Annotated in this window: 19 protein-coding genes; 9 read left to right on the top strand and 10 right to left on the bottom strand. The window is 72.4% G+C overall.

What is annotated here, in order from left to right:
* Positions 1-200: 200 nt before the first annotated feature.
* From HGA03_RS14695 to HGA03_RS14685, 3 genes are all read right to left on the bottom strand, one after another.
* A complete protein-coding gene (locus HGA03_RS14695) occupies positions 201-1,325 on the bottom strand; it encodes an NADH:flavin oxidoreductase/NADH oxidase (protein ID WP_168631048.1) in 1,125 nt (374 codons plus the stop codon).
* Positions 1,326-1,361: 36 nt separating this feature from the next.
* Positions 1,362-2,072 carry a nuclease-related domain-containing protein gene (locus HGA03_RS14690; protein WP_168631047.1) on the bottom strand — a complete coding sequence of 237 codons (711 nt, stop codon included), beginning with the start codon at positions 2,070-2,072 and terminating at the stop codon, positions 1,362-1,364.
* Between the two features lie 115 nt (positions 2,073-2,187).
* Positions 2,188-2,991 carry a DUF4352 domain-containing protein gene (locus HGA03_RS14685; protein WP_203767323.1) on the bottom strand — a complete coding sequence of 268 codons (804 nt, stop codon included), beginning with the start codon at positions 2,989-2,991 and terminating at the stop codon, positions 2,188-2,190.
* A gap of 984 nt (positions 2,992-3,975) precedes the next feature.
* Between HGA03_RS14685 and HGA03_RS14680 the strand changes: the two genes are divergently transcribed.
* From HGA03_RS14680 to HGA03_RS14660, 5 genes are all read left to right on the top strand, one after another.
* Positions 3,976-5,151 carry a sensor histidine kinase gene (locus tag HGA03_RS14680; RefSeq protein WP_168631046.1) on the top strand — a complete coding sequence of 392 codons (1,176 nt, stop codon included), beginning with the start codon at positions 3,976-3,978 and terminating at the stop codon, positions 5,149-5,151.
* Positions 5,152-5,171: 20 nt separating this feature from the next.
* Positions 5,172-5,825: a response regulator transcription factor gene (locus HGA03_RS14675; RefSeq protein WP_168631045.1), complete on the top strand. Its 654-nt coding sequence runs from the start codon at positions 5,172-5,174 to the stop codon at positions 5,823-5,825.
* Between the two features lie 131 nt (positions 5,826-5,956).
* A complete protein-coding gene (arsB, locus tag HGA03_RS14670; RefSeq protein ID WP_168631118.1) occupies positions 5,957-7,021 on the top strand; it encodes an ACR3 family arsenite efflux transporter in 1,065 nt (354 codons plus the stop codon).
* Positions 7,018-8,022 (top strand): metalloregulator ArsR/SmtB family transcription factor, encoded by a 1,005-nt coding sequence (locus tag HGA03_RS14665; protein ID WP_168631044.1) that lies wholly within the window; start codon positions 7,018-7,020, stop codon positions 8,020-8,022. The genes arsB and HGA03_RS14665 overlap by 4 nt, the downstream gene beginning before the upstream one ends.
* Positions 8,023-8,038: 16 nt before the next feature.
* Positions 8,039-8,458: an arsenate reductase ArsC gene (locus tag HGA03_RS14660; RefSeq protein WP_168631043.1), complete on the top strand. Its 420-nt coding sequence runs from the start codon at positions 8,039-8,041 to the stop codon at positions 8,456-8,458.
* A 50-nt stretch (positions 8,459-8,508) separates the two neighbouring features.
* Here HGA03_RS14660 and arsM read toward each other — a convergent pair whose 3' ends face one another.
* Positions 8,509-9,282 (bottom strand): arsenite methyltransferase, encoded by a 774-nt coding sequence (gene arsM, locus HGA03_RS14655; protein WP_168631042.1) that lies wholly within the window; start codon positions 9,280-9,282, stop codon positions 8,509-8,511.
* Between the two features lie 101 nt (positions 9,283-9,383).
* Here arsM and HGA03_RS14650 point away from each other — a divergent pair, with 101 nt between their 5' ends.
* Complete coding sequence (locus HGA03_RS14650; RefSeq protein WP_168631041.1) at positions 9,384-9,755, top strand: ArsR/SmtB family transcription factor; 372 nt, start codon at positions 9,384-9,386, stop codon at positions 9,753-9,755.
* A gap of 56 nt (positions 9,756-9,811) precedes the next feature.
* Positions 9,812-9,955: a hypothetical protein gene (locus tag HGA03_RS14645; RefSeq protein WP_168631040.1), complete on the top strand. Its 144-nt coding sequence runs from the start codon at positions 9,812-9,814 to the stop codon at positions 9,953-9,955.
* Between the two features lie 325 nt (positions 9,956-10,280).
* Here the strand turns inward: HGA03_RS14645 and fni are convergent, their stop codons facing one another.
* From fni to HGA03_RS14615, 6 genes are all read right to left on the bottom strand, one after another.
* On the bottom strand, positions 10,281-11,387 hold the full coding sequence (gene fni, locus HGA03_RS14640; RefSeq protein WP_239073516.1) for a type 2 isopentenyl-diphosphate Delta-isomerase: 1,107 nt from the start codon (positions 11,385-11,387) through the stop codon (positions 10,281-10,283).
* Positions 11,384-12,460, bottom strand: a complete 1,077-nt coding sequence (locus tag HGA03_RS14635; protein WP_168631039.1) for a phosphomevalonate kinase — start codon at positions 12,458-12,460, stop codon at positions 11,384-11,386. The genes fni and HGA03_RS14635 overlap by 4 nt, the downstream gene beginning before the upstream one ends.
* On the bottom strand, positions 12,457-13,473 hold the full coding sequence (gene mvaD / locus HGA03_RS14630) for a diphosphomevalonate decarboxylase (protein WP_168631038.1): 1,017 nt from the start codon (positions 13,471-13,473) through the stop codon (positions 12,457-12,459). The genes HGA03_RS14635 and mvaD overlap by 4 nt, the downstream gene beginning before the upstream one ends.
* Positions 13,470-14,438, bottom strand: a complete 969-nt coding sequence (gene mvk / locus HGA03_RS14625; RefSeq protein WP_168631037.1) for a mevalonate kinase — start codon at positions 14,436-14,438, stop codon at positions 13,470-13,472. Before mvk ends, mvaD begins: the two co-directional genes overlap by 4 nt.
* A gap of 7 nt (positions 14,439-14,445) precedes the next feature.
* Entirely contained in the window at positions 14,446-15,798 is a 1,353-nt protein-coding gene (locus tag HGA03_RS14620; protein ID WP_168631036.1) for a tripartite tricarboxylate transporter permease, read from the bottom strand.
* A 65-nt stretch (positions 15,799-15,863) separates the two neighbouring features.
* Positions 15,864-16,103 (bottom strand): hypothetical protein, encoded by a 240-nt coding sequence (locus HGA03_RS14615; RefSeq protein WP_168631035.1) that lies wholly within the window; start codon positions 16,101-16,103, stop codon positions 15,864-15,866.
* A gap of 165 nt (positions 16,104-16,268) precedes the next feature.
* On the opposite strand from HGA03_RS14615, the gene HGA03_RS14610 reads away from it, so the two are divergent.
* Positions 16,269-17,162, top strand: coding sequence for an SDR family oxidoreductase (locus tag HGA03_RS14610; protein ID WP_168631034.1), 894 nt, complete (start codon positions 16,269-16,271; stop codon positions 17,160-17,162).
* A 502-nt stretch (positions 17,163-17,664) separates the two neighbouring features.
* A partial coding sequence (locus tag HGA03_RS14605; protein WP_168631033.1) for an Ig-like domain-containing protein occupies positions 17,665-25,699 on the top strand: 8,035 nt, incomplete at its 3' end.

The raw sequence follows: 25,699 nt of genomic DNA, 5'->3' as shown, positions 1-25,699 counted from the left end.
CGCCCCGCACGTCCCCGCCCCGTCCCGCCCCGTCCTGCGCCGCCCGGCGCCGTCCCGTCGCGCGCCGTACGCCTCGCCGCCCGTCCCGTCTCGCCGAGACTGCACGAATGCACGCCTCCCAGCCCAGGAGGCGTGCATTCGTGCAACCTCGACGGGGGCGGCTGGGCTCGGAGAGCTGGGCTCGGGGGCGGCCGGGCTCCTCAGTCCCAGCTGCCGCGGGCGTACTGCGGCACCCAGCCGGCGGCCTGGCCGGGCAGCACGGTGGCGTCCGGCGCGCCGGCCTCGTGCGCCAGGACCGGGATGTCGTCACCCAGCTCCCGGGCCGCCCGCAGCGGCCAGGACGGGTCGAACAGTGCCGGGCGGCCGATCAGCACCACATCCGCGTCGCCCTCGGTCAGCACCTTCTCCGCCTGGTGCGGGGTGGTGATCAGCCCGACCGCGCCGCTGGCGATCCCGGCGTCGCGCACCTGGCGGGCGAACGGCACCTGATACCCCGGCCCGACCGGGATGTCCGCGTGCACGTTCCCGCCGGTGGACACGTCGACCAGATCCACGCCGTGCTCGCGCAGCCAGCCGGCAACCGTGGCGGTGTCCTCCCCGGTCAGGCCGCCCTCGGTCCAGTCGGTCGCCGACACTCGCACCAGCAGCGGCGCGTCGTCCGGCAGCACCGCCCGCACCGCGTCGACAGTGTCCAGCAGCAGCCGTGCCCGGCCGGCCAGGTCACCACCCCACCGGTCGGTGCGGGTGTTGGACAGCGGGGACAGGAACTGGTGCAGCAGGTAGCCGTGCGCCGCGTGCACCTCCACCACGTCGAACCCGGCCGCCAGCGCCCGGCGGGCGGCCTCGGCGAACTGGCCGGGCACCGCCTCGATCTCCGCCGCGGACAGCTCGTGCGGGACGGCGTACCCGGCGAAGGGCTCCTCACTCGGGGCGACCGTGCTCCAACCGCCCTGGTCGGCGGGCACCGATCCCCGGCCCTCGCCGAACGGGCGGTAGGTGGATGCCTTGCGGCCGGCATGCGCCAGCTGCACGCCGGAATGCGCGCCCCGCGCCCGGATGAAGTCGGTGATCCGGCGCCAGGCCGCGACCTGGTCGTCGTTCCAGATCCCGGTGTCCTGCGGGGAGATCCGGCCCTCGGGCACCACGGCGGTCGCCTCGGTCAGCACCAGGCCGAAGCCGCCGACCGCGCGGGCGCCCAGGTGGACCAGATGCCAGTCGGTGGGCAGCCCGTCCCCGGCGGCGGAGTACTGGCACATCGGGGCCAGCCAGATCCGGTTCCGGAAGGTGGTGCCACGCAGGGTCAGGGGGCTCAGCAGCAGACTCACGCCCCGGGCAACATCCGCGGGGGCCGGATCTGTTCCTCAACCACCCCGGACGGCAAGGACGACGTTGACCAGCGTCGCCAGCAGCAGGCCCAGGGTGCCCAGCCGCACGGCGAGGTCGCCCCGGGTCCGGCGCGCCCGCGGGGGTGCCGGGGCCGGCGCGAGGATCGACGCGCGCAGTGCCCGGGCGAGCTCAGCGGCCTCGGTGTCGGCCCGTACCGCCCCGCCGTGCAGCACGTCGTCCACGGTCAGCTGCTCCGGGGCGTCGTCTCCCCCCAGCTCCGCGGTCAGGTAGTCCACGATCAGCGGCAGCTCCGCCAGCGGCAGCACCGGCATCATCGACCGCAGGTGCCCGGCCAGCCGGTGCGTCCCCACCACCAGCGCCCCACCGTGCACCACGGTCGGCGCCAGCTCCTGGTCCTCCAGCACCAGCACCGGCCGGACCAGCCGCCGGTGCTCCGGAGCCAGCAGCGCGGTCACCGCACCCGCTGCGCCGGCCACAGTGGCGACCTCTCGGACGTCGTGGCCCATCCGCAGCGTCCCGGCCGACACCGTCGCGTCGCCGTGCCCGGGCACGGTCTGCAGCACCAGGATGCCGCCCGGACCCACCACGATCCGCTCGATGTCCGCCCACGCGGAGCCCGGGCGGTGCAGGTCGTGCAGCACGGTCCAGCCGTCCGGCTCCACCTCGGCCAGGGCCATGCCCGTGCCGCCGAGCCAGTCGTGCCCTCGTGCCGTCCGCCGGATCATCTGCTCACCCCACGGTTCTGATCGGAGGCCGGCCCGGGGTGCTGAGGAGATCGGGGCAGGTGGTGCGCCGCCTCCGCCGGGCCCGCCCTCCTGCGACGGGCCCGGCGCGGAGGCATCAGCCCAGCCGGATCTGGACGCCGCCGGAGAACGGCGAGTCGTGCAGGGTCACCGTCTCCAGGGTCGCGTCCGCCGGGATGTCGAAGACCAGCGTGCCGGAGATCTGGTTGCCCGGGTTGATCTGGCTGGCCCACACGTCGGTCTCCCCGGCGTAGAGCGTCGCGGTGGTGTCCACCGAGTGCGTGCGGCCCTGGGTGTCGGTGGCCTCCTGCGAGCTGGCGAACAGGTACTGCGGCTCGGTGCCCGAGTTGGTCACGGTCAGGTGCACCAGCACGTACTGGCCCTGCGCGTCGCTGGTCAGGTACTGGCTGCCGACCTGCGGCACCCCGGTCTCGACCCCGGTCACGACGAAGCTGAACTTGCCGTCCGCCGCGGTGGCGCCGATCCCCGGCAGCTCCGGCTCGGCGGGCTGCTCGGCGGCCGGCTCCTCGGCGGCGGGCTCCTCCGCTGCCGGTTCCTCCGCCGCCGGGGCGTCCGCGGTGGGAGCGCTGGCCGCGGGCTTGTCGTCTCCGCCCCCACCACCGCCGGCGATGGCGATCACGATCACCAGCACGACGGCGGCGCCGAGGCCGGTGAGCACCTTGTGCCGGGCGAACCAGGACCGCTTCGGGGCCGGCGCCGGCTGGCCGTAGGGCTGACCGGGCATCGGCTGGCCCGGGTAGGGCTGGCCCTGCGGCTGGCCCGGGTGAGGCTGGCCCTGCGGCTGGCCCGGGTACGGCTGGCCGTTCGGCTGACCGGGCGCCGGCTGGCCGTGCGGCGGCGGGCCGTACGAGGGCTGGCCGGACGGGGTGGGCTGCGACATCGGAGGTCTCCTCGGATCGACGAACGGCATCGCGGTGATGCCTGACGGCAGCCTCCCGGCGGACGCACGGTGACCGCGTCGCCGCACCGGCTCGACCCGGTTGGCCGATCGGATGACAGCCCCCGACGCCGCGGGCACCGAACGGCCGACGACCGGTGCGCGCCCCGGTTCTACGCTCGGGGCATGTCCACACCGCCGTCCGGGGAGCCGCCGCGGCCCGAGCCGCCGAGCGCCGGGCCGGCGGCGGGTGCTGCCCGCGGGGAGGAGCGGGGCACGGACGCGCGCCGGGCGGGGGAGGGCCCGGTGGTCGATGCGCCGGGTGCCGGGCCGGCTGCGTCGACCGGGGTGCCGGGCGCCGAACGGGTCGCTCCGGCTGAGGCGCTGGGTCCTCTGGGTGCGCCCGGACGGGGTGCCGGATCCACGCCGTACCTGGGTGACTGGGGATCGTCGCCCATGCCACTGGCCGGGCGCCCCGCGGGGTCTCCGCCGCCGGGAGCCGTGCCGCCCGCTGCGGCCCGGCCGCGGCCGGTCGGCAGTGCGTCTGTGCCCGGCGTCGGGCAGCCCCCACCTCCGGCGCCCCCGCACGCGTCGACCAGGGCCTATCCCGCCCGGCCGTATCCCGTCCCGCCTGGCGCTCGGCATCCTTTGCCAGGCCCGGGGTATCACGCCCCGCCCGACCCGCGGTATGTCGCCCCGCCCGGCCGGGGGTATCCCGCCACCCCGGCCGCTCCGCATGCCATGCCGCCCGGCTCGCCGTACCCCGGCGCGCCCGCCGGTCCGTCCCCCGCTGCGGGCGCCTACCCCGCTACAGGCGGCTACCCCGCAGAGGGCTCCGCGCCCCATCCGGCCTTCCGCCCGGCCGCCGGAGGCCCGGCCACCGGAGGCCCGGCCGTTCACCCGGCCTCGCCCTACGCCACCGCGGTCCCCGGACACCCTCCCGCCGGACCACCGCTCCCCCCGCCCCCGCCCCGCACCGGCCCCCGGGTGCTGCCCCGCGCCCTGCGGATCGTGCTGGACGTGCTGCTCCTGCTGGTCTGCGGCTTCTTTGCCCTGGGCACGGCGGCGGTGCAGACCGCGGACATGAACATCGGCTGGATGCTGGTGTCCTGCCTGGGAGCCCTGGCGATCACGCCGATCCTGCTGTGGCGCCGCAGTCATCCGGTGCTGACGACGGTGGTCGCGGCCTGCGCCACCCTGGTGCTGCCGATCGACAACCTCGCCGTGTTGATCTGCCTGCCCTGGGTGATCGCCCGCCGTCCGGCGCGGACCGCGTGGTGGGTGGGTGCGCTGGCGACGTTCGCCGCGATCGTGGCGCTGGTCCGGGACGCGCTGCGCGGGCCGGAGCGGTCGATCTTCTTCATCGCGGACCAGGTGACCGGCGAGCGCCAGCCGTGGCCGGTGCTGGCCTACGTGGCGGTCGGCGCGTTCGTGCTGCTGGTGTCGATCGGCACCGGCCTGCTCCGCCGCAGCCGGGGCTCGGTCGCACAGGCCGAGTCGGCGCAGCGGCAGCTCCGGGCCGAGCTGACCACCGAACTCAGCCGCCAGGACGAGCGGGACCTGATCGCCCGCGAGCTGCACGACACGGTGGCCCATCACCTGTCGGTGGTGTCGCTGCGGGCGTCGGCGCTGGAGGTGACCGGGGACGACGCGGTGCAGGAGGCCGCCCAGTCGGTGCGGACGTCGACCCATCAGGCCCTGGAGGAGATGCGCGACCTGATCGGGGTACTGCGCAACGGGCAGGCGTCGCTCACCGCCGGACCAGGGCCGGGCCGGACGCTCACCGAGCTGCCGGAGCTGATCACCACCGCCCGGGAGTCCGGTGCCGATGTCGCGGCCAACGTCTTCGTCAGCGGGGGTGACGTGGCCCCGCCGGTGCTGACCCGGGCGGTGTACCGGATCGTGCAGGAGTCGCTGACCAACGCGATCAAGCACGCCCCACACCAGCGGATCGACCTGGAACTGCGGGCCGGTCCGGGCCTCGGCGTGCACCTGCGGGTGTCGAACCCGCTGCCGGCCACCCCGGTCGCCGCGCCGGGCTCGGGCACCGGACTGCTCGGGGTGCGGGAGCGGGTGGCGTCGGTCGGCGGCACCGTCGAGGCCGGAGCACAGGGCGACCGCTGGGTGCTGACCGCGCACCTGCCCTGGCCCGCGGAGGACTGACCGGCCACTACCCTGGCGCCGTGACCCGGGTTCTGGTCGTGGACGACGACGCGCTGGTGCGCACCCTGCTGCGGACGATCCTGGAACAGCAGGGCGTGACCGTGGTCGGCGACGCCACCGACGGCGACGAGGTGGTCGCCGCGGTCCAGGCCCACCGCCCGGACGTGGTGCTGATGGACCTGCGGATGGCCCGGATGTCCGGCGTCGAGGCCACCGCCGCGGTCACCCGGCTGCCCGACCCGCCCGCGGTGGTGGTGCTGACCTCCTTCGACGCGCAGGACCTGGTGCTGGCCGCCCTGCACGCCGGCGCTCGCGGCTACCTGGCCAAGGACGCCGCCCCGGCCGAGATCGCCGACGCGGTGCGGGCGGTCGCCGCCGGGGGCAGCCGGCTGTCCGACCGGGCCGCCCGTGCGCTGGTGGACCACGTCGGCGCGGATGCCGGTGCCCAGCGCGCGGCCGAGGCGCACCGCCGGCTGGAGGTGCTGAGCGACCGGGAGCTGGAGGTCGCGGTGGCGGTGTCCCGTGGACTGTCGAATGCGGTGATCGCGGCGCAGAGCTTCGTCAGCGAGGCCACCGTGAAGACCCAGCTGGCGCGGGCGATGACCAAGCTCGGGCTGGAGAACCGGGTGCAGCTGGCGACGCTGGTGGACCGGGCGGGGCTGGCGGAGGGCTGATCAGCCGCGCGCCAGGTCGCCGGCGCTCCGCGCAACGGGGCCTCGGGGAGGCTATATCGAGATGTGTCAACATAGAGACATGTCGAATCAGACCGGGCCGATGACCGACGCGGACGCGACGCGGGGGGCGGCTGTCCACGCTCGATCGATGGTTGCCGCTGTGGATCGGGCTGGCGATGGTCGCCGGGCTCGGGCTGGGCCGGTTCGTTCCCGGCGTCGGGGACGCGCTGGCCGAGCTGGAGGTGGGCGGGATCTCGCTGCCGATCGCGCTGGGTCTGCTGGTGATGATGTACCCGGTGCTGGCGAAGGTGCGCTACGACCGGGTCGCGGCGGTGACCGGCGACAAGCGGCTGCTGGTGAGCTCGCTCGCGTTGAACTGGGTGGTGGGCCCGGCGCTGATGTTCGCCCTGGCGTGGGTGTTCCTGGCCGACCTGCCCGAGTACCGCACCGGCCTGATCATCGTCGGCCTGGCGCGGTGCATCGCGATGGTGGTGATCTGGAACGACCTGGCCTGCGGCGACCGCGAGGCGGCAGCGGTGCTGGTGGCGATCAACTCGGTGTTCCAGGTGGTGGCGTTCTCGCTGCTGGGCTGGTTCTACCTGTCCGTGCTGCCCGGGTGGCTCGGCCTGGACTCGCAGGGCCTGGACGTGTCGATCGGGCAGATCGCGGTGAACGTCCTGGTGTTCCTCGGCGTCCCGCTCGCCGCCGGGTTCGCCTCGCGGTGGATCGGTGAGCGCACTCGCGGACGGGACTGGTATGAGGAGCGGTTCGTCCCGCGAGTGGGTCCGTGGGCGTTGTACGGACTGCTGTTCACGATCGTTCTGCTGTTCGCTCTGCAGGGTGAGGCCGTGACCTCGCGGCCGCTGGACGTCGCGCGGATCGCCCTGCCCCTGCTGGCGTACTTCGCGGTGATGTGGGCCCTGGGCCTGGCCACCGGGCGGAGCCTGGGGCTGGGGTACGCGCGGTCGACGACCCTGGCGTTCACCGCGGCGGGCAACAACTTCGAGCTGGCGATCGCAGTGGCGATCGGGACGTTCGGGGCGACCTCGGGTCAGGCGCTGGCCGGTGTGGTCGGCCCGCTGATCGAGGTCCCGGTCCTGGTCGCGCTGGTCTACGTCAGCCTCTGGGCCAGGGGCCGCTGGTTCCGCCCGTCGTCCTCGACCTCGCCCGCCGAGTGGCAGGAGGCACGCTCATGACCACCACCACCGATGCCTGCACGCTGCAGCCCTCGCCCGCGGACCACGCCATGGGTGCTGAGGCCGCCGCGCATGTCGCGGGCACCCTGAAGGCCCTGGGCGACCCGCTGCGGCTGCGGATGCTGTCGCTGATCGCGGCCTCCCCAGCGGGCGAGGCGTGTGTGTGCGACCTGGCCACGGTCGCCGAGGTGTCCCAGCCGACGGTCTCGCACCACCTGAAGCTGCTCAAGGACGTCGGGCTGCTGACCTCCGAGCGGCGCGGGACCTGGGTGTACTACCGGGTGCAGCCGGCGCTGCGCGGCGCGGTCACCACCCTGCTGGACTCCTTTGCCCCTGCGGCTGCCGACCCCGCGAACGCGGTCCCGCCGGCCGGGCTGACCGATGCCGAGGACGCGCTGGTGCGGATCGCCGACCGGCTCGCCGCGGCGTTCCCCGACCGCGACCCCGGCGCGGTGCTCAGCCTCGTGCGGGAGTCCTACACCGGTCTGGCCCGGTCGTCGGCGGTCCGCTCGCACCTGGTGGTCAACGCCGAGCGGTTCGCCCGCCAGCGCCTGACCGACACCGCCCGGGCCATGGCCGCCGCGGACTCCCGCCCGCAGGTGCTGTTCGTGTGCGTCGCGAATGCCGGCCGCTCGCAACTGGCCGCCGCCCTGCTGCGGCACTACGCCGGCGACGCGGTCACGGTGCGCTCGGCGGGGTCTGCGCCCGCCGCGGACGTGCACGCCGCGGTCCGGCCGCTGCTCGCCGAGCTCGGCGCCGACGGCGAGGCGTTCCCCAAGCCGCTGACCGACGACGCCGTGCGCGCCGCGGATGTCGTGATCACGATGGGCTGCGGCGACACCTGCCCGATCCTGCCCGGCACGCGCTACGAGGACTGGGTCGTCGGCGACCCGGCCCTGGCCTCCGGCGCCGGGGTGCGGGCGATCCGGGACGAGATCGACCGCCGCGTGCGCGCCCTGCTCACCGACCTGCTGCCCGACCTCACCCTGCCGGCCCCCTGATCCCGCGGAGAACCCGATGACCGAGAACAAGCCGTCCGCCCTGTTCGTCTGCGTGCACAACGCGGGCCGCTCCCAGATGGCCGCCGGCTACCTGCGGGCGCTGTCCGGCGGCGCCGTCGAGGTCCGCTCGGCCGGGTCGATGCCCGCCGAGCAGATCAACCCGGTCGCCGTGCAGGCGATGCTCGAGGAGGGCATCGACCTCCGCGACGAGCGCCCCAAGGTCCTGACCACCGACGCAGTGAAGGCGTCCGACGTCGTCATCACCATGGGCTGCGGGGATGCGTGCCCGATCTTCCCCGGCAAGCGGTACGAGGACTGGGTGCTGGCGGACCCGGCCGGGCAGGGCATCGAGTCGGTCCGCCCGATCCGCGACCAGATCCGCGCCCGCGTCCTGACCCTGCTCGCCGAACTCGGGGTCGAGCCCGTCACCGCCTGAACCGCGATCCCACCTGGTGCATCAACGGCCCAGGTACGGGTCGGGGTGCATCACGCCTCCTGCGGTGCGGGCTTGCGGGCGCGCACGATCGCGCCGTGCATCCCGTCGGCGACCGGGTGGGTGAAGGTGACCTCGGCGTCGGCAAACCCGGCGGCAGCCAGGCCGTCGAGGTACTCGGTGCGGGACAGTGCCCCGGCGATGCAGCCGACGTAGGAGCCGCGCTCGGCGCGCTGTTCGGGGGTCAGGTGGTCCTCGGCCACCACGTCGGAGATCCCGACCCGCCCGCCGGGCACCAGCACCCGGAACGCCTCGGCCAGCACGGCCTGCTTGTCCGGCGACAGGTTGACCACGCAGTTGGAGATCACGACATCGACGCTGGCGTCCTCCAGCGGCAGGTCCTCGATGGTGCCCTGGCGGAACTTGACGTTGGTGGCGCCGGCCCGGGCGGCGTTGGCGCGGGCCAGGTCCAGCATCTCCTCGGTCATGTCGACGCCGTAGGCGAACCCGCTCGGCCCGACCCGGCGCGCGGACAGCAGGACATCGATCCCGCCACCCGAGCCCAGGTCCAGCACCCGCTCACCCTCGCGCAGCTCGGCGACCATCAGCGGGTTCCCGCAGCCCAGCGAGGCGGCCAGCGCCTCGGCCGGCACCGCCGCGGCATCCTCCGCGCCGTACAGCCCGGACCCGAACCGCTCGTCGATCACCAGGTCGGTGGGCCCGCAGCCGCCGACGGTGTCCGCGCCGCAACAGCTCCCGTCGCCGCTTCCCTGCACCGCCGCCAGCGCGTACCGCGCCCGCACCTGCTCCCGGATGTCCCCGGCCATGGCTCCTCCTCGCATCGATGATCGTCAATACCGGCAGCGTGGCGCAGACATCGACGACTGTCAACATCGACATCCGTCTATGAGTGGCGCAGGATGGGGCCATGGCTCTCGATCTGCTTCCGGTGACCGCGACCGCGTCGGGCTGCTGCACCCCCGTGACGGGGTCGGCGATGAGCGCCGAGGACGCCGAGCGCACCGCCCGCACCCTCAAGGCGCTGGCCGACCCCGCGCGACTGCGACTGCTGTCGATCATCGCCGCGCACGACGGCGGCGAGGCGTGCGTGTGCGACCTCACCGAGCCCGTCGGGTTGTCCCAGCCGACCGTGTCCCACCACCTCAAGGTCCTCGCCGAGGCAGGCTTCGTCACCCGCGAGAAGCGTGGGGTGTGGGCGTACTACACGCTCGTGCCCGAGGCGGTCCGGGCGCTGACCGCGCACCTCGGTGACCACCTGCTCGACCGGCCGGCCGCGTGACCGCCGCGCCCGTCGGAGGCAGGGGCTGAGGGGTCACGGGCCGCACGCCGGCAGGTGTGGAGTCGCTGCACGAGACCCTGTACTGGCTGTCGCAGCCCGCGATCCGCGAGGAGGTCGCCGGTGCGCACGCCGCGGCTGCCGACGGCACGACAGTCTGCGGCGAGGATCTGCGCGCCCGGTACGGCCTGCCGCCGCTGTGACCGAGCGGCCGTGGACGGTCCGGGTCGCGCCGAGCGCCCTCCGATCGCTGGACCGGCTCCGGCCCCGAGTGGCCGCGGCGGTGGTCGAGTTCGTCACCCGCACCCTTCCGGAGAACCCGGAGCGGATGCCGAAGCCGCTGCGCGATGAGCTCGAAGGTCTGCGTCGTGCGCGCCGGGCGACTACCGGGTCCTGTTCGCCCTGGACCACGAGAGCCGCGTGCTCCTGGTCGTGCGTATCGCCCACCGCGCCGACGCCTCTCGCTGACGTCCGTTCTGAGCCGGTCCGTGCACGAACCCGCACATCAGCGGATGTGCGCGTACCTGCTCACAGTCCCGACCGCCGCGCGTACACCCCCGGGTCGATCCCGCGCAGCTCGCAGAACTCCCGCACCGGCCCGGTCAGCAGCAGGTCGGTGTGCCGCAGGTCGGCCGGGGTGCGGGCGCCGAGCAGCGTCATCAGGTCGCCGATCTGGCCGAGCCAGGTCTCGATCCGCTGTACCAGGGCGACCTCGCCGTCGGTGAGCAGGGTGCGCAGGAAGCCACCGGCGACCCCGACCGCCAGGGCGCCGAGGGCCAGGGCGCGCACGGCGTCCAGCGGATGGCGCAGGCCGCCGGAGGCGAGCAGGTCGACGTCGCAGTCGGCGGCGTCCAGCAGGCCCTCGACCGCGGACTGTCCCCAGCCGGCCAGGTACGCCATGCCGCCGTCGGTGCGGCGGTCGGACTCGATCGCGGTGAAGTCGGTGCCGCCCCGGCCGGAGACGTCGACGGCGGCCACGCCCAGGTCGCGCAGGGCGGTGACGGTGCCGCGGGACATCCCGGCGCCGACCTCCTTGGCGATCACCGGGACGCCGACGCCCTCGACGATCGCGGCCAGGTTGTCCGACCACCGGGTGAAGTCCCGGTCGCCCTCCGGCATCACGATCTCCTGCGCCGGGTTGAGGTGGACCTGCAGCGCGTCGGCCTCCAGGATCTCGACCGAGCGGCGGGCCTGCTCCGGGCTGAGGTTGGCGTTGATGTTCGCCATCACGAAGCCGTCCGGGTTGGCCTCGCGCAGCACCCGGAACGACGGGATCGCGGCGGGCTCGCGGTGCAGGATGCCGGTGGAGCCGCTGGCGATCGGGACGCCGGTCTCCCGGGCGGCGCGGGCCAGGGCGCGGTTGATGGTGCCGGTGTGCTCGGTGCCGCCGGTCATGGCGTTGATGTAGAGCGGCACGTCCCAGGCCAGCACCCGGCCGCGCACCGCGAGGTCGACCGCGGCCCGGTTGCCGGCGGCCAGCGGGTGGTTCATCGGCCGGACGTGGTCCAGGTCGTGTGCCCGGGGTTCGGCGTGCTGGGCGGAGGCCAGCCGGACGTGGTCGGCCTTGCGGACCGCGTCGCGCTCCGCCGCCGAGTGGGGGGTGGCGGTGGGCTCGATCGGGGGCTCGGCGGTCACAGGATCGGCTCCGCGACGCGCAGGTCCAGGTGCCGGACCCCGGTGGACTCCCAGGCGGCGATCATCGGGCTGAGGTCCAGACCGCGGTCGACCAGGACGATGCCGCAGTCGCCGCCGCCGGCCCCGGAGGACTTGGCCGCGGCGCCCACCGCGTCGGCCCCCTCGCAGAGTGCCCGCAGGGCGGGGGTCTCGATGTCGACCCCGGCGGCGCCGGCCAGTGAGGTGAGCAGGCGGCGGGCCCGGCGCAGTTCGACCTTGGCGGCCGGGGCGTCGTCGTGGGCGATGGCGTCGGCCAGGGCGTCCACGCAGTCCCGGGACTCGGCCAGGAAGTCCGGGTAGTGCGACTCGGCGGCGCCCTTGCGGGACTGCATCGCCTCGACCAGCCGGGTGGTGGAGGCCGGTTGCCCGGTCCAGCCGACCACCAGGTCCATCGTGGCCGGGGTGGGCAGTCGCCGGACCGCGAGCCCGGGCCAGTCGGCGGCCAGCAGGTCGGTCAGCGGGGTGCCGGTCTCCAGTCGCAGCCGCACCCACTCCCGGTCCAGCGCGGCGTAGCGGATCCAGCCGCCGTACAGGCTGGCCGCGACGTCGCCGCCGGAGCCCATCGGGTTGACCCGCATGGTGGCCAGCAGGGCGAGCTTGAGCAGCTTGTCGGTCGGCAGGTGCAGCTCGTAGAAGGTGTCCAGCGCCCGCACGGTGGCGGCGGTGACCGCGGCGGAGGACCCGAGCCCGAACTTGCGGCCGGAGTCGTCGTCCAGCTCGCTGGCGATCTCGATGTCGTAGAAGGACAGCGTGCGGCCCTGCTCGGTGGCGAACCGCTCCACCACGGCGATGGCGGCCAGCACGTAGTCGAACGGCCGGGAGTCGTGGTCGAGCACCACCCGGTGGCCGTTGCGCCGCCAGACGATCGGCAGCCGGCCGTACTGGTCGGAGGTGATCGAGCCGGCGTCCTCGGCGGGGGCCAGCCGGACGGTGATCGCCCGGTCCACCGCGATCAGGATCGCCGGGTACCCGGCCTCCACCACGGCGTACTCCCCGGCGACGAACAGCTTGCCGTGGGCGCGGGTCTCGATCATGCGATCGCCCCCGCCACGCTCAGCGCCGGACCGGGCCGGGCGGTGATCACCAACCGGTCCAGGTCGCCGTCGGCGCCCTTCGCCAGGGCCGCGGCGACCCGGTCCAGGTCGGTGGCGGCGCACAGCACCTTGACGTTCGGCCCGGCGTCCATCGTCGCCCAGCAGGCCAGCCCGTCCGCCCGGAGCGCGGCCACCTCGTCCAGCACCGCGACGGTCTGCCCGGTCCAGTACCGCACCGGCGGGCGGGCGCCGAGCATCGTGGCGTGCATCCGCAGCGCGTTGGACTCGGCGAGCTCGCCCAGCCCGGCCAGGTCACCGGCGGCGACCCGGTCCAGCATCAGCATCACGTCCCGCTCGGTGGACTCCACCCAGCCGGCGAAGAACGGCGAGGTCTGCACGGTCCGGCGCATCGCCTCCCGGCTGGACACCGACTTCACGCCCGGGTTGAGCACGACGACGGCCATCGCCGGGTCCAGTGCCCCACCGGGCTCACCGCCGGGCACCGGCTCGGCGTAGCTGCTCGCGTCGTCGGTGCCCGCGTGCCAGACCACCAGTCCGCCGAACACCGATCGGCAGGCCGACCCGGACCCGCGGCGGGCCAGCCGGGACAGTCCCCGGTCGTCCAGGTCCAGGCCGTAGGCCCGCGCACCGGCCCCGGCCAGCGCGGCGAAGCCGGAGGCGGAGGAGGCCAGCCCGGCACCGATCGGCACGGTGGAGGTGGACGTCACCCGGGCGTAGCCGCCGCCACCGGCCTGCTCGCGCACCAGGTCCAGGAAGCGCCGGACCCGGTCCAGCGAGTTCCCGGTCATCGGGGCGCCGTCCAGGGTGGCCAGGTCGGCACCGGCGGCCTGCGCCTCCGGGTCGTCCGGGACCACGGTGGTGGTGCTGCGGAAGGCGTCCAGGGTCAGCGACAGGGAGGACGTGGCCGGCAGGGCGAGCGCCTCGTCGCGCTTGCCCCAGTACTTGGCGAGCGCGATGTTGGCGTGCGCGACGGCAGTCGCGGGAGCAGTCATGCGAGAGGCACCTGGGACGTGGAGGGCTGCCGCGCGTCGATCCGGTGCAACCACGTGCGGGGTGCGCCCGAGCGGCGCAGAGCAGCGGCGATCGTACCAGCGGAGGCGGCGTCGGCGGCGAGCGCGAGCAGACATCCGCCCTGGCCACCACCGGTCAGCTTGGCCCCCAGCGCCCCGGCGTCCAGGGCGGTGCGCTGCAACCGGTCCAGCTCGGGCGAACTCACGCCCAGCTCGGCCAGCGCCTGGTGCGCCCGGGTCAGCCGCTCGCCGAGCAGCACCGGCCGGTCCAGCCGCAGATCGGTCACCGTCTCCCGGGTGATCGCACCCAGCTCGGAGATCAGCTGGGCGCCGCGGGCGGGATGCCGGTCCCGGAACGAGCGCACATCGGCCACCGCGACCCGGGTCCGGCCGTGCACGCCGGTGTCGGCGACCACCAGGTGCGCGCTCAGGTGCAGGTCGAGTGGGCGCATCGCCCCGCCCTGGAACCAGATCGGCACGGTGGAGGCGGTGGTGCGGGCGTCCAGGCCGGACGGGCTGCCGTGCGCGACCCGCTCACCGACCTGCACCAGGTCGAAGTGTTCCTGCGCGGTCAGCGTCCGCCCGGCCAGGTCGGCCAGTGCCAGGGCGAGCGCCCCCGCGGTGGCGGCCGAGGACCCGAGTCCGCGGGCGGCCGGGATGCTGGACTCGGTGCTCAGTGTGAGGTCGCGGTGCGGCAGGCCCAGATGATCCAGGGTGGCCTCGATCGCGGCGCGGGGCGCGGCCAGCTCCTCCGGGGCGTCGGCCAGCGGCCCGGAGTACAGCACGGACTCCAGGGCGAGCGGACCCGGCTCGTGCCGCGCGGTGGCGTGCATCGGCAGGCTCGCCAACGGCAGCGCGATGGCGGGCTCGCCGTACACCACGGCGTGCTCCCCGGTCAGGATCACCTTGGCGCGGGTGTGCCCCGTGCCGGTGCGGTTCTCGATCATCGGCTCCTCACATCAGCTGGGTGATCAGCCACGGGCCCGCGTACAGCGACATGAACTGCACCCCGTAACTCACACCCATCCGGTTCAGAGTGCCGCAGGTCAGGCCGACCAGCAGCACGGCGAAGACATTGATCCATCCCGCGTCCAGGTACGCGAGCAGCAGGACGAACACCAGGAACACCGCCAGCACCGCCTCGTGCGGCACCCGGCGGGTCACGATGGCGGTCAGCCGGAACGAGTACCGGACCGCCAGCACGTAGGACAGCACCAGCGCGATCGCCCCGCCGACCACCACCGCGACGATGAACTGCGACGTGTTCAGGATGTGGTGCAGGTTGTGGTCCAGGGTGAACACCGGCGGTGCGTTGAACAGCGCATTCGCCGGGCCGATCGCCACCGGGGACAGCGGCAGCCCGATCGCCAGCAGCGGGATGATCAGCCCGGCCAGATAGGTGGAGTGCGCGAGCGCGGCCATCGCGGTGATCGCCCGGCTGGACCGCTGGCCCGGGTCCTTCGCCCTCGTGCCGGCCGCCTCACCGAGCAGCAGCGTCAGCGCCACCGGGCTGAGGAAGAACAGCGGGGTGGAGATCGCGGACACCGCGGCGCTGGTGCCGAGCTCGGCGCGGGTGAGCAGCTTGCGCGGACTCAGCGACTGGCCCTTCAGTTCCTCGCGGCCGATCACCACCGGGGTGCGCCCGGCCCGCGGCATCGACCGGCGCAGCGCCGGGTTCAGCACCTCGGCCAGCGACAGCAGCAGCGGGCCGGCGGTGATCGACAGGAAGAACGACACCGTGATCGTCCCGTCCGCGGCCAGGATGCCGACCTGCCGGTACAGCGCCTGGACGCCCTGGAACAGCAGGATCAGCGGCACGATCGACAGCAGCGACAGGATCCGGTTCTTGCCGATCAGCGCCAGCACCACCGCGCCGATCACGAACAGCAGCGAGCCGTGCCGGCGCAGGTCCTCGGCATAGGGCGCGATCGCCCCGGCGATCAGCAGCGCCAGCGGCACCGACACCAGGGTGCCGATCACCGACCCGGCGGCCATCTTCCGGATGGTCTGCGCCGCCAGACCCTCCCGTTTCAGGGTGAGCGCGTGGTCGATCATCGGCGCGGACAGCACGCCACCGGGCAGGCCGACCAGGGCGGTGGGGATCGAGTTGGTCAGGTTGAGCGTGACCACCGCGGCGATGAAGAACGCCAGCACCACCTGCGGGTCCACCCCGGCCAGCACCAGCGTCAGGGTGACCGGCAGCAGCACCGAGGTCTCGTCGGTGCCGGGCACGAAGCCGATCAGGGTGTACAGCACGACGGCGGCCAGCGCGGCGAGCACCATCGGCAGCAGGAGGGTCAGGTCCACTCGGGTCTCTCGGGGTCAGGGGTGGCGCCGGGGAGGGGGCGGCGCGAACGGGGCCGGAGCGGTGGTCAGTCGGTGCCCGGGTCGTCGACGATCCGCACGTCCCGCTTCGGCCGGATCACCACGCAGGCGATCGCGAAGCCGAGGGCGGCGCCGCCCAGACCCCAGAACAGCGGCTGCCCGCCGGCCAGCGAGCCCAGCCAGACCGCGGCGACCGTGGGGACCGCGCAGGCCGCCAGCGCGATCAGCAGGTCGCGCAGCGAGAGCCGGTCGCCCCAGATCTCGACGTAGTCGCCGTCGGTGTCCATCTGTCCTCCAGGAGGTCCGTCGCGGGCTCGCAGGTCCCGCGCCGCGACAACCCTAGGCGGCACGGCGGGGGTACGCCGTGGCACAGGTGTGTCTGGCCTGTGCAGACAGTCGGTGAGTCGCGTCACGAGTGGCGGGATCGCGCGACGCGCGGAGGATGGAGAGGCATGAACGACCAGACCACTCCCCAGGACCCCCGCACCCAGCATCCGACCCCGGAGCAGCCCGCGGAGACCATCGAGCACCCGGGCCACACGGCCGAGATGTCCCAGCAGCCGGACCACGGCGAGCGCAGCTACGTGGGCTCCGGTCGGTTGGCCGGCAAGCGCGCGCTGATCACCGGCGGCGACTCCGGCATCGGCCGCGCGGTCGCCATCGCCTTCGCCCGGGAGGGTGCCGACGTGGCGATCGCCTACCTGCCGGAGGAGGAGGACGACGCGCAGGAGACCGTGCGCTGGATCCGCGAGGCCGGCCGCCGTGCGCTCACCCTGCCCGGCGACATCCGGGACGAGGCGCACGCCCGCTCGCTGCCCGGGTCGGTGGTCGCCGAGTTCGGCGGGTTGGACATCCTGGTCAACAACGCGGCCTTCCAGATGTCCCAGGACGGTGGCCTCGCGGACCTGACCACCGAGCAGCTCGACCGCACGCTGCGCACCAACCTGTACGCGATGTTCTGGATCACCCAGGCCGCGCTGCCGCACCTGTCCGCGGGCGCCAGCATCATCAACACCACCTCGATCCAGGCCTTCGAGCCCAGCCCGCAGCTGATCGACTACGCGGTCACCAAGGCCGGGATCTGGAACTTCACCAAGGGCCTGGCGCAGCAGCTCGCCGAGGACGGCATCCGGGTCAACGCGGTCGCCCCCGGCCCGATCTGGACCCCGCTGATCCCGGCGACCATGCCGGCGGAGAAGGTCGAACAGTTCGGCGGCGACACCCCGCTCGGACGGGCCGGGCAGCCTGCCGAGCTCGCCCCGGCGTACGTGTTCTACGCCTCGCAGGAGTCCAGCTACATCACCGGCGACCGGATCGGCGTCACCGGCGGTCGTCCGCTGCCCTGAGCCACTCTGCCCGTCCCTGACGAGCCCGGCACACCCCGTGGTGTGCCGGGCTCGTCTGCGTGCTGGTGAGTGTCCGCGCGGGGGAGGTCAGTGTGCGCTCAGTGTGGAGCGCGGCTATTGGGGCCTTTGAAGCCCGTGACTGACGGCCTAGAGACACGTGATCCACGTGTTTGGCCCCGTGAGAGACCGTGCAGAGGCACGCCTGCACTGATTCGGCGCCGACAGTGACCGGGATATCCGTGTGCCCGTGAGGGCGACGTCAGTCGTGCAACCGAAGCGAGGGTCGATGCGTAGAACAATCAGGGGGACCGCCAACCAGGCGGTCCCAACATCACCGCGGAAGCGGGGCACGGTGCGGCGGCTGCTGGCCGCCGGCACCGCTCTCGCCCTCGGAGCGGGGACTCTCCTGAGCGGGACGGTGCTCACGGCCTCGTCCGCCTCGGCTGCGACCACTGCCCCGATTCTGGACCTGGGGAATGCTCAGCCGCTGCCGTCTCCGTTCGTGTATGACGAGTACGCGTTGTGGGGTGGGCAGGGGACGTACTACTTCACCTACCCGCTGACCGAGGACTCCGCCCAGGGTGTGGTCACTGGTTCGCGCACCACCCCGGTGATGACTTCTCCCGGTCCGTACATCTCAGGTGACCCGTTGTCGACGCTGGCGGTCGATGGTGGTGGCGCCAATGGTGAGCGCACGCCGCGGATGTACGCCTGGACCTGGGGCGACGGGCGGACCGTGGGGAACTGGCCCGCGGGCTACCCGACCCCGTGGACCGACTACATCCCCATCGCCGCCTATGACGAGGGTCAGACGACCGGCAAGGTGCACTTCGTGCCGACGCCGCGTGTGAGTTCGGGCCTGAGCACCGCCTACAACTACTGGTCCGGTGGTGAGGTCTACCAGAGCACCGGTGAGCTGTACCTGTCCTCGGGTGAGTGCGCCGGCATCAACGCGTCGTTCCGCCTGGCGATCTACGACCCGACGACCGGGACCACCCGCGGGTCGGGCAAACTGGTGCCGAACACCGCCGCCGACGACATCTTCGCCGCCGCTGACGGCTGCTGGCCGAGCGGGTACGTCGCCTCGGACATGGCCATCGACGCCGAGGGCAACTTCTACCTGACCGTGAAGGGCGCGGGTAACACCGTGTACCTGGTGCGTGTGGTTCCCGGTGCCGACCAGGCCCAGTGGCGCTACAACGTCGTGGGTCAGATGAAGAACGCCGACGGTTCGAACTACGTCTCCGACGGCTTCTACGGCATGGCCTTCCACAACGGCCAGCTCTACCTGCAGGCCACCCGCGACTGGTCGACGGCCGGAATCGTCCGGGTCGACCCGCTGTCGATGGTCGTCCAGGCGAGGACCTCCGACACCTCGCTGGGTCAGGACCTGGCCGCGGCGCAGACCGCCCCGGTGCTGGACGGTGTCGTGTACAACGACGCCAACGGCAACGGTGTGATCGACTCCGGCGAGACCGGCTTGGCCGGGCAGACCGTGGCGCTCTACGACGACGCGGGCACCCTGCTCGGGACCCGCCAGACCGACGGCGCCGGCAACTACTCCTTCATCCTGAACTCGTCCAGCAAGACCTACCAGGTCCGGCTGGCCCAGCCGCAGGTGAACGGTGTCAATGCCGTGCAGACCTACGCCGCCGGCCGTTCCAGCGGCTCGATCAACTCGGTGACTGCGCACTGCCTGCGCGGGGACTTCCGGGACACCTCCGGTGCCTGTGAGGGCCGGATCGCGATGCCCGCGGCCGACCCGAGCGTCGGGGCGATCGGTGGCACCGAGAACCTGGACGCGATGCCGATCCTCTCCACGGTGACGGTGAACACCCCGATGGAGGTCACCTCGGCCGACTTCGGCGTCTACGCCGCCGGGACCGGTTCGTGGGGTGACGCAGCCTTCTCCTCCACCGCTGCCCAGCAGGGCCCGCGGCTGTACGACTACGACCCGGACAGCACGCTGCGTCTGGGCGACACGCGTGGCGAGTTCACCGATGGCTCGACCACCAACAACCACGCCACCGACGACGGTGTTGCGATCGCCGGGCCGAACGGCCGGATCGCGCTGCAGGACAACACCACCATCCTGGCGGTCGGCAACGAGTACGACGTGATCGGCAACCTGCAGGGCGACGCGGCGGGCAACGCCCAGCTGTCCGCCTGGCTGGCGGCGACGAACAGTCCGTCCGACTTCCGCACCAACAGCACCAGCACGACCGGTCAGGCCGGAAGTGCGGCGCAGAAGTACCTCTACGCGGGTGCCGACGACGCCGTCGCGACCCTGCAGGTCCCCACCAGCCCCGACCCCGCCGGTGGACTGTCGTCCACCTGGCTGCGTGCGGTGGCGACCGATGCCGACTCGATCACCGAGCCGGACAACACCAACGGCCAGTACCAGCCCGCGCAGGGCTCGGCAGCGGCCAACACCACCCCCTGGGTGAACCGCGGTGAGATCGAGGACTACCGGGTCTCCATCGCCAACGCCGTGATCCGGGTCGCGGCCACCACGCTGAACGAGGTCGCCGACGGTGACTTCGGCTACCAGCTCACCGGGCCGATCTCGACCACCGCCCCCTCGGCGAACTCGGTCACCTTCCGGCCCTCGCTGTCCAACGCCCTGACCTACTCGCCGGTGTCGCACGCCGTGTCGAACGTCGGCCAGGACGTCAGCGTCGCCAACAACACCATCCCCGAGGGCTGGTCCCTGGTCGGCGCGAAGGTCGTCGACACGAAGACCGGTGCCGAGGTGCCCGGTTCCTCGGTGAACCTGAACACCCGCCAGGTCTCGATCCCGGGTTCGGCGATCACGCGTGGCAGCGACCTGACGGTCGAGTACACCTACTCGTCCGGTGCCGACGCCAGCCGGTCCTCCTGGACTCTGGAGCCGCTGCGGGTCACCGCGGACGGCACGCAGGCGGCTGTGGCCACCGCCACCATCAACGACTCGCGAGGCGAGCCGATGGCCGGTGCCGACGTCTCCTTCTCCGCGCCCGAGGGCGTGCAGGTCTCGGACGTCACCGATCACGGTGACGGCACCTACACCGCCACCTTCACCGCCACGACCTTGATGAGCGCGGACATTCGCGCCTTCGTGGTGCAGAACGGCTCGCCCACCGAGCTGCCCGAGTCGCCCAAGACGGTGAACTTCGTCGCGGGTGCCCCGGTGGTGGGTGAGGGACTGTCCTCGGTCAGCATCGACGACCAGGACCCGCGTGCGGCCGACGGCGTCGCCTCGCACACCATCACCACGGTGCTTCGTGATGCCCATGGCAACGGCGTCACCGGTTCGGCCGGCGACCTGGCCGGAACCAGCACCCAGAAGGGTGTGACGGTCTCTGCCTTCACCGAGACCGGCACGCCGGGCATCTACACCGCCACCGTGCGTTCCACCGTCGCCGGTGACCACCCGGTCACCGTCAGCTACAACGGGGACCTGGTCATCGGCACCGTCACCGCGGTCTACGCGGCCGGAGCGCCGGATCTCGCGGCGGGCGCCTCGGCGCTGACCGCGCAGACCACGGGGAACCGGACGGTCTCGGACCCGGCGACCGTGGTCGTCGAGAGCGTCGACAACGTGCACACCGCTGCGGTCACCTTGATCGACGCGAACCGCAACCCGGTCGCTGGTGTGCCGGTCCAGTTCGCGATCAATGGCACGGCGGTCGCACTGGGCTCGACCGAGGTGACCACGGGTGCCGACGGTGTGGCCCTGCTGCACCTCGCTTCCTCGACCGCGGGCAGCTCCACCGTGACCGCCTCGGTCAACGGTGTCGCGGTCCAGCCGGGTGCCGGAGTGTCCTTCGCCTTCGTGGCGGGCGCGCCGGTCGTGGGTGAGGGCGGATCGTCCATCACCGCTTCCACCGGTGCGGTCGAGGCCAACGGGAAGGCCACTCACTCCGTCACGGTCAAGGCCGTCGACGCCTTCGGGAACCTGGTTCAGGGCGCCGAGGTCGAGTTCTCCCTGCCGGAGGGCCTGACTCCCACCGGTTCGGTCACCGGGACCACCGGCGCGGACGGGACCTACCGGGTGCTGGTGTCCTCGACCACCGCCCGCACGTACGAGGTCACGGCCACGGTCAACGGCGAGCAGATCACCGAGGGCAGCCCGGCCACGGTGACGTTCATCACCGGAGCTGTTTCCGCGGCGCGTTCTTCCTGGGCCGTCACTCCTGAGAGTGCGCAGGAGGTCGGCGCGCAGTTCACCGCCACCGTGCAGCTCAACGACGCCACGGGCAACGCCGTCGGCGCCGGACAGGAGGTGTCGTTCACGGTGCCGACCGGTGTGTCGGTCGTCGAGTCGGGTCCGTACCTGTCCGACGACAAGGGGCAGGTCGTGGTGCACCTGACCTCGACCACCGCCGGATCCTTCCCGGTGTCGGCCTATGTCGGTGCCGACCGGATCGGTTCGGCGCACACCCTGGTGTTCACGGCCGGCTCTCCGGACCTGAGCGCGGAGGGTGGATCGCACCTGTCGGCCACGACCGGGACCCGGATCGCCGACGGCAACACCCCGCACACGGTGTCCGCCACGCTGGTGGACCAGTACGGCAACCCGGTGCCGGACATCGAGGTCGACTTCGCTCTCGCCGAGGGCCTCGCTGTCGCCGCCGGCGGTTCGACCACGGTGAGCACCAACGAGTCCGGTGTGGCCGCGCTCGACGTGGTCTCCAGTACTGCCGGCACCTACGACGTGACCGCGTCGGTGGGTGGCGTGCAGATCGTCAACGGTTCCCCGGCCACGGTGGCGTTCTCTGCCGGTGTCGTGGACATGTCACAGTCCTCGTTCACCATCTCTCCCGAGGGACCGCTGGCGGCAGGCTCCGGTGCGGAGTCGACGTACACCGGTGTGGTGCAGGCGCGGGACGCCGGAGGCAACCCTGTCTCGGGTGTGACCGTGGTGATCACTGCTGAGCCCACCGTGGCCGAGCAGCCGCTGGTGGGGACCACCGATGCCGACGGCCGGATGGCTGTGGACTTCACCTCCACCGTGGCTCAGACCTCGCGTCTGACCGCGTACCTCACGGTCAATGGCACGGCGCAGCCGCTGCCGGCTCTCAACCGCACGTGGATCGCCGGTGCCCCGGACCTGACCGAGGACGGCAAGTCGACTCTGTCGGCCACCTCGGGCAGTCGGCTCGCCGATGGGGCGGCCGCTCACACCCTGACTGCCACCGTGCGTGACAGCCTGGGTAACCCGGTGTCCGGTGCCGAGGTCGCGTTCCAGCTCCCGGGCGGAGGCATTGCCGCCGCCGGTGGAGGAAGCACGACCAAGACCACCAACTCGGCTGGAGTCGCGGAACTCAACGTCGTCTCCACGACCGCCGGTTCCTTCGACGTCACCGCAACCGTGAACGGCGAGCCGCTGCTGAACGGCAGCCCGGCGACGGTCACCTTCGTGACCGGTTCGGTGAGTGCCGCTGACTCGACCCTGACCGTGGCCCCTGAGGGTCCGCTGTCGGTGGGTCGTGAGGGCGACAACACCTATACCGCGACCGTCCTGGCTCAGGACGCCAACGGCAACCCGGTGCCGACCACCGCCGTCACCTTCGAGGTGCGCGACGCGGCAGGCAACGTGGTCACCGAGCCGCGACTGACCCAGCTCTCCGCCTACGCGGACGAGAACGGCAATGCCGTCACCACGGTGAACTCCACCCTCGCTGGTGAGTTCACGCTGCGCGCCCTGATCGATGGGCAGCTCGTTGGTGGCCAGGGGGCGAAGGTGGTCTGGACCGCCGGTGCGGCCTCTGCGGAGACGTCCGCCATGACCGTCACCCCGGGTGCGGTGGAGGCCGATGGTCAGTCCGCGCACCGTGCGACGGTGAAGGTCACCGACGCCTACGGCAACCCGGTTGAAGGCGCCACGGTGGCCTTCGGTGTCGCGGACGGCCCGCAGCTCAGCGCGCCGACCGCCGTCTCGGGGGCCAACGGTGTGGCCACGGTCGACATCACCTCCACGCAGGCGGGTGAGTTCGCGGTGACCGCTGCCATCGACGGCACTGAGGTGTCGGGTAGCGGGCAGACCGTCGAGTTCGTGAACGGGGCCGCTTCGGCCACCGCGTCGAGCTGGACCGTGACCCCGGAGGGGCCGCTCCCTGCCGGGGAGGCGTTCACCGCGGTCGTGCAGGTGAACGACGCCAACGGGAACCCGGTCTCGGGAGCCACCATTGGGCTCGACCTGCCCACCGGCATCACGGTGGCCGAGTCCGGTCCCTACGTCTCTGACGCCGAGGGCAAGGTCACGTTGACCCTGACGTCGGAGATCGCCGGGGAGTACCCGGTGTCGGTGACGCTCGGCGCCGACCGGATCGGTGAGACCAAGACTCTGGTCTTCACCGCCGGCGAGGCCTCGACCTCTGAGTCGAGCATCGCCGCGACCTCCCCGGTTCAGGCGAACGGCACGGACACCAGCACGGTGACCGTGACCCTCAAGGACGGCTTCGGCAACGTGGTCACGGATGAGTACCCCGTGTCCGTCACCACCACCGTGGGCACCGCCACTGCGGCTGTGCCGAACGGAGATGGCACGTACACCGCCACGGTGTCCTCGCTGACCCCGGGCACGGCCACCATCAGCTTCACCATCGATGGTGCGGTTGCCGACGACAGTGCGACGGTGGAGTTCGTGGCGACTCCGTCCACTCCGGTGGTCAACCCGTCCAACGGGAAGGACGTCACCGGTCAGATCGATCCGGGTGCGACCGTTCGCCTCGAGGACGGGCAGGGCAACGAGATTCCCGGCTCGCTCGTGGTGGACCCCGACGGTTCCTTCACCTTCGTGCCGAGCCTCCCGCTGGAGGATGGCACCGAGGTCGTGGTGACCGCGGTGGATGAGAACGGGTACGAGTCCGACCCGGCCCTGGTCGTGGTCGACGCGGTGGCTCCGGCTGCTCCGGTGGTTCCGCCGACGCAGGGTGAGAAGGTCGAGGTTGAGGGTGTTGAGGAGGGCGCGACGCCGTCCATCGTTGACCCTGAGACCGGTGAGCCCATTCCTGGTGAGTGGACTGACAATGGTGGTGGTTCCTGGACGTTTGTTCCGGAGACCCCGCTGACCGAGGGTGACAAGGCTGAGGTCGTTGTCACCGATCCGGCTGGGAACGAGTCCGATCCGGTGGGTGTGGTGGTGGATACCACTGCTCCGGAGGCTCCGGTGGTTCCGCCGACGCAGGGTGAGAAGGTCGAGGTTGAGGGTGTTGAGGAGGGCGCGACGCCGTCCATCGTTGACCCCGAGACTGGTGAGCCCATTCCTGGTGAGTGGACTGACAACGGTGCTGGTTCCTGGACGTTCGTGCCGGAGACCCCGCTGACCGAGGGTGACAAGGCTGAGGTCGTTGTCACTGACCCGGCCGGTAACGAGTCGGAGAAGGTGACGGTCGAGATTGACCAGACCCCGCCGGCTGACCCGACGGTTCCGCCCACCCAGGGTGAGAAGGTCGAGGTTGAGGGTGTTGAGGAGGGCGCGACGCCGTCCATCGTTGACCCCGAGACCGGTGAGCCCATTCCTGGTGAGTGGACTGACAACGGCGACGGTAACTGGACGTTTGTTCCGGAGACCCCGCTGACCGAGGGTGACAAGGCTGAGGTCGTTGTCACCGACCCGGCCGGTAACGAGTCCGACCCGGTGGGTGTGGTGGTGGACACCACTGCTCCGGACGCACCGGTCCTCAACCCGTCCAACGGGTCGAGTGTCAGTGGTACTGCCGAGCCGGGCTCGACGGTCACCCTGACCGACTCCGAGGGCAACGAGCTGTGCCGTGTGATCACCGACCCGGTCTCTGGTGCCTTCAACTGCACCTTCGACCCGGCGTTGACCGATGGCATGGTCGTGACCGCGGTGGCGACCGACCCGGCGGGCAATGCCTCCGACGGTACGTCGATCACCATCGACACCCGAGTGCCGGATGCTCCGGTGCTGAACCCGACCAATGGTTCGGTGATCACCGGTTCCACCCTTCCTGGCGCCAGCGTGCGCCTCACTCTGGAGCCTTCCGGTGAGGAACTGGCCGTGGTGGAGGCGGACCAGAACGGTCGGTTCTCCGTTCCGTTCGATCCGGCACTGGTCGACGGCACCGTCGTCGGTGCGGTGGCGACGATGCCCTCCGGCAACACCAGCCCGCAGTCCCTGGTGACTGTGGACGCGGTGGCTCCGGCTGCTCCGGTGGTTCCGCCGACGCAGGGTGAGAAGGTCGAGGTTGAGGGTGTTGAGGAGGGCGCGACGCCGTCCATCGTTGACCCTGAGACTGGTGAGCCCATTCCTGGTGAGTGGACTGACAATGGTGGTGGTAACTGGACGTTCGTTCCGGAGACCCCGCTGACCGAGGGTGACAAGGCTGAGGTCGTTGTCACCGATCCGGCTGGGAACGAGTCCGATCCGGTGGGTGTGGTGGTGGATACCACTGCTCCGGAGGCTCCGGTGGTTCCGCCGACGCAGGGTGAGAAGGTCGAGGTTGAGGGTGTTGAGGAGGGCGCGACGCCGTCCATCGTTGACCCCGAGACTGGTGAGCCCATTCCTGGTGAGTGGACTGACAACGGTG

The organism is Cellulomonas denverensis (assembly GCF_012396125.1).
GTDB classification, from domain to species: Bacteria; Actinomycetota; Actinomycetes; order Actinomycetales; family Cellulomonadaceae; genus Cellulomonas; species Cellulomonas denverensis.
This window is presented reverse-complemented; position numbering and strand designations above follow the sequence as displayed.

What these genes read in the sequence shown, in the direction of transcription:
- mvaD (WP_168631038.1), bottom strand. Translation starts at nt 13,473, where the DNA reads ATGACTGCTCCCGCGACTGCCGTCGCGCACGCCAACATCGCGCTCGCC.
- HGA03_RS14685 (WP_203767323.1), bottom strand. Translation starts at nt 2,991, where the DNA reads ATGTCGCAGCCCACCCCGTCCGGCCAGCCCTCGTACGGCCCGCCGCCG.
- HGA03_RS14610 (WP_168631034.1), top strand. Translation starts at nt 16,269, where the DNA reads ATGAACGACCAGACCACTCCCCAGGACCCCCGCACCCAGCATCCGACC.
- HGA03_RS14690 (WP_168631047.1), bottom strand. Translation starts at nt 2,072, where the DNA reads ATGATCCGGCGGACGGCACGAGGGCACGACTGGCTCGGCGGCACGGGC.
- HGA03_RS14665 (WP_168631044.1), top strand. Translation starts at nt 7,018, where the DNA reads ATGACCACCACCACCGATGCCTGCACGCTGCAGCCCTCGCCCGCGGAC.
- HGA03_RS14650 (WP_168631041.1), top strand. Translation starts at nt 9,384, where the DNA reads ATGGCTCTCGATCTGCTTCCGGTGACCGCGACCGCGTCGGGCTGCTGC.
- arsM (WP_168631042.1), bottom strand. Translation starts at nt 9,282, where the DNA reads ATGGCCGGGGACATCCGGGAGCAGGTGCGGGCGCGGTACGCGCTGGCG.
- HGA03_RS14660 (WP_168631043.1), top strand. Translation starts at nt 8,039, where the DNA reads ATGACCGAGAACAAGCCGTCCGCCCTGTTCGTCTGCGTGCACAACGCG.
- HGA03_RS14615 (WP_168631035.1), bottom strand. Translation starts at nt 16,103, where the DNA reads ATGGACACCGACGGCGACTACGTCGAGATCTGGGGCGACCGGCTCTCG.
- mvk (WP_168631037.1), bottom strand. Translation starts at nt 14,438, where the DNA reads ATGATCGAGAACCGCACCGGCACGGGGCACACCCGCGCCAAGGTGATC.
- HGA03_RS14635 (WP_168631039.1), bottom strand. Translation starts at nt 12,460, where the DNA reads ATGATCGAGACCCGCGCCCACGGCAAGCTGTTCGTCGCCGGGGAGTAC.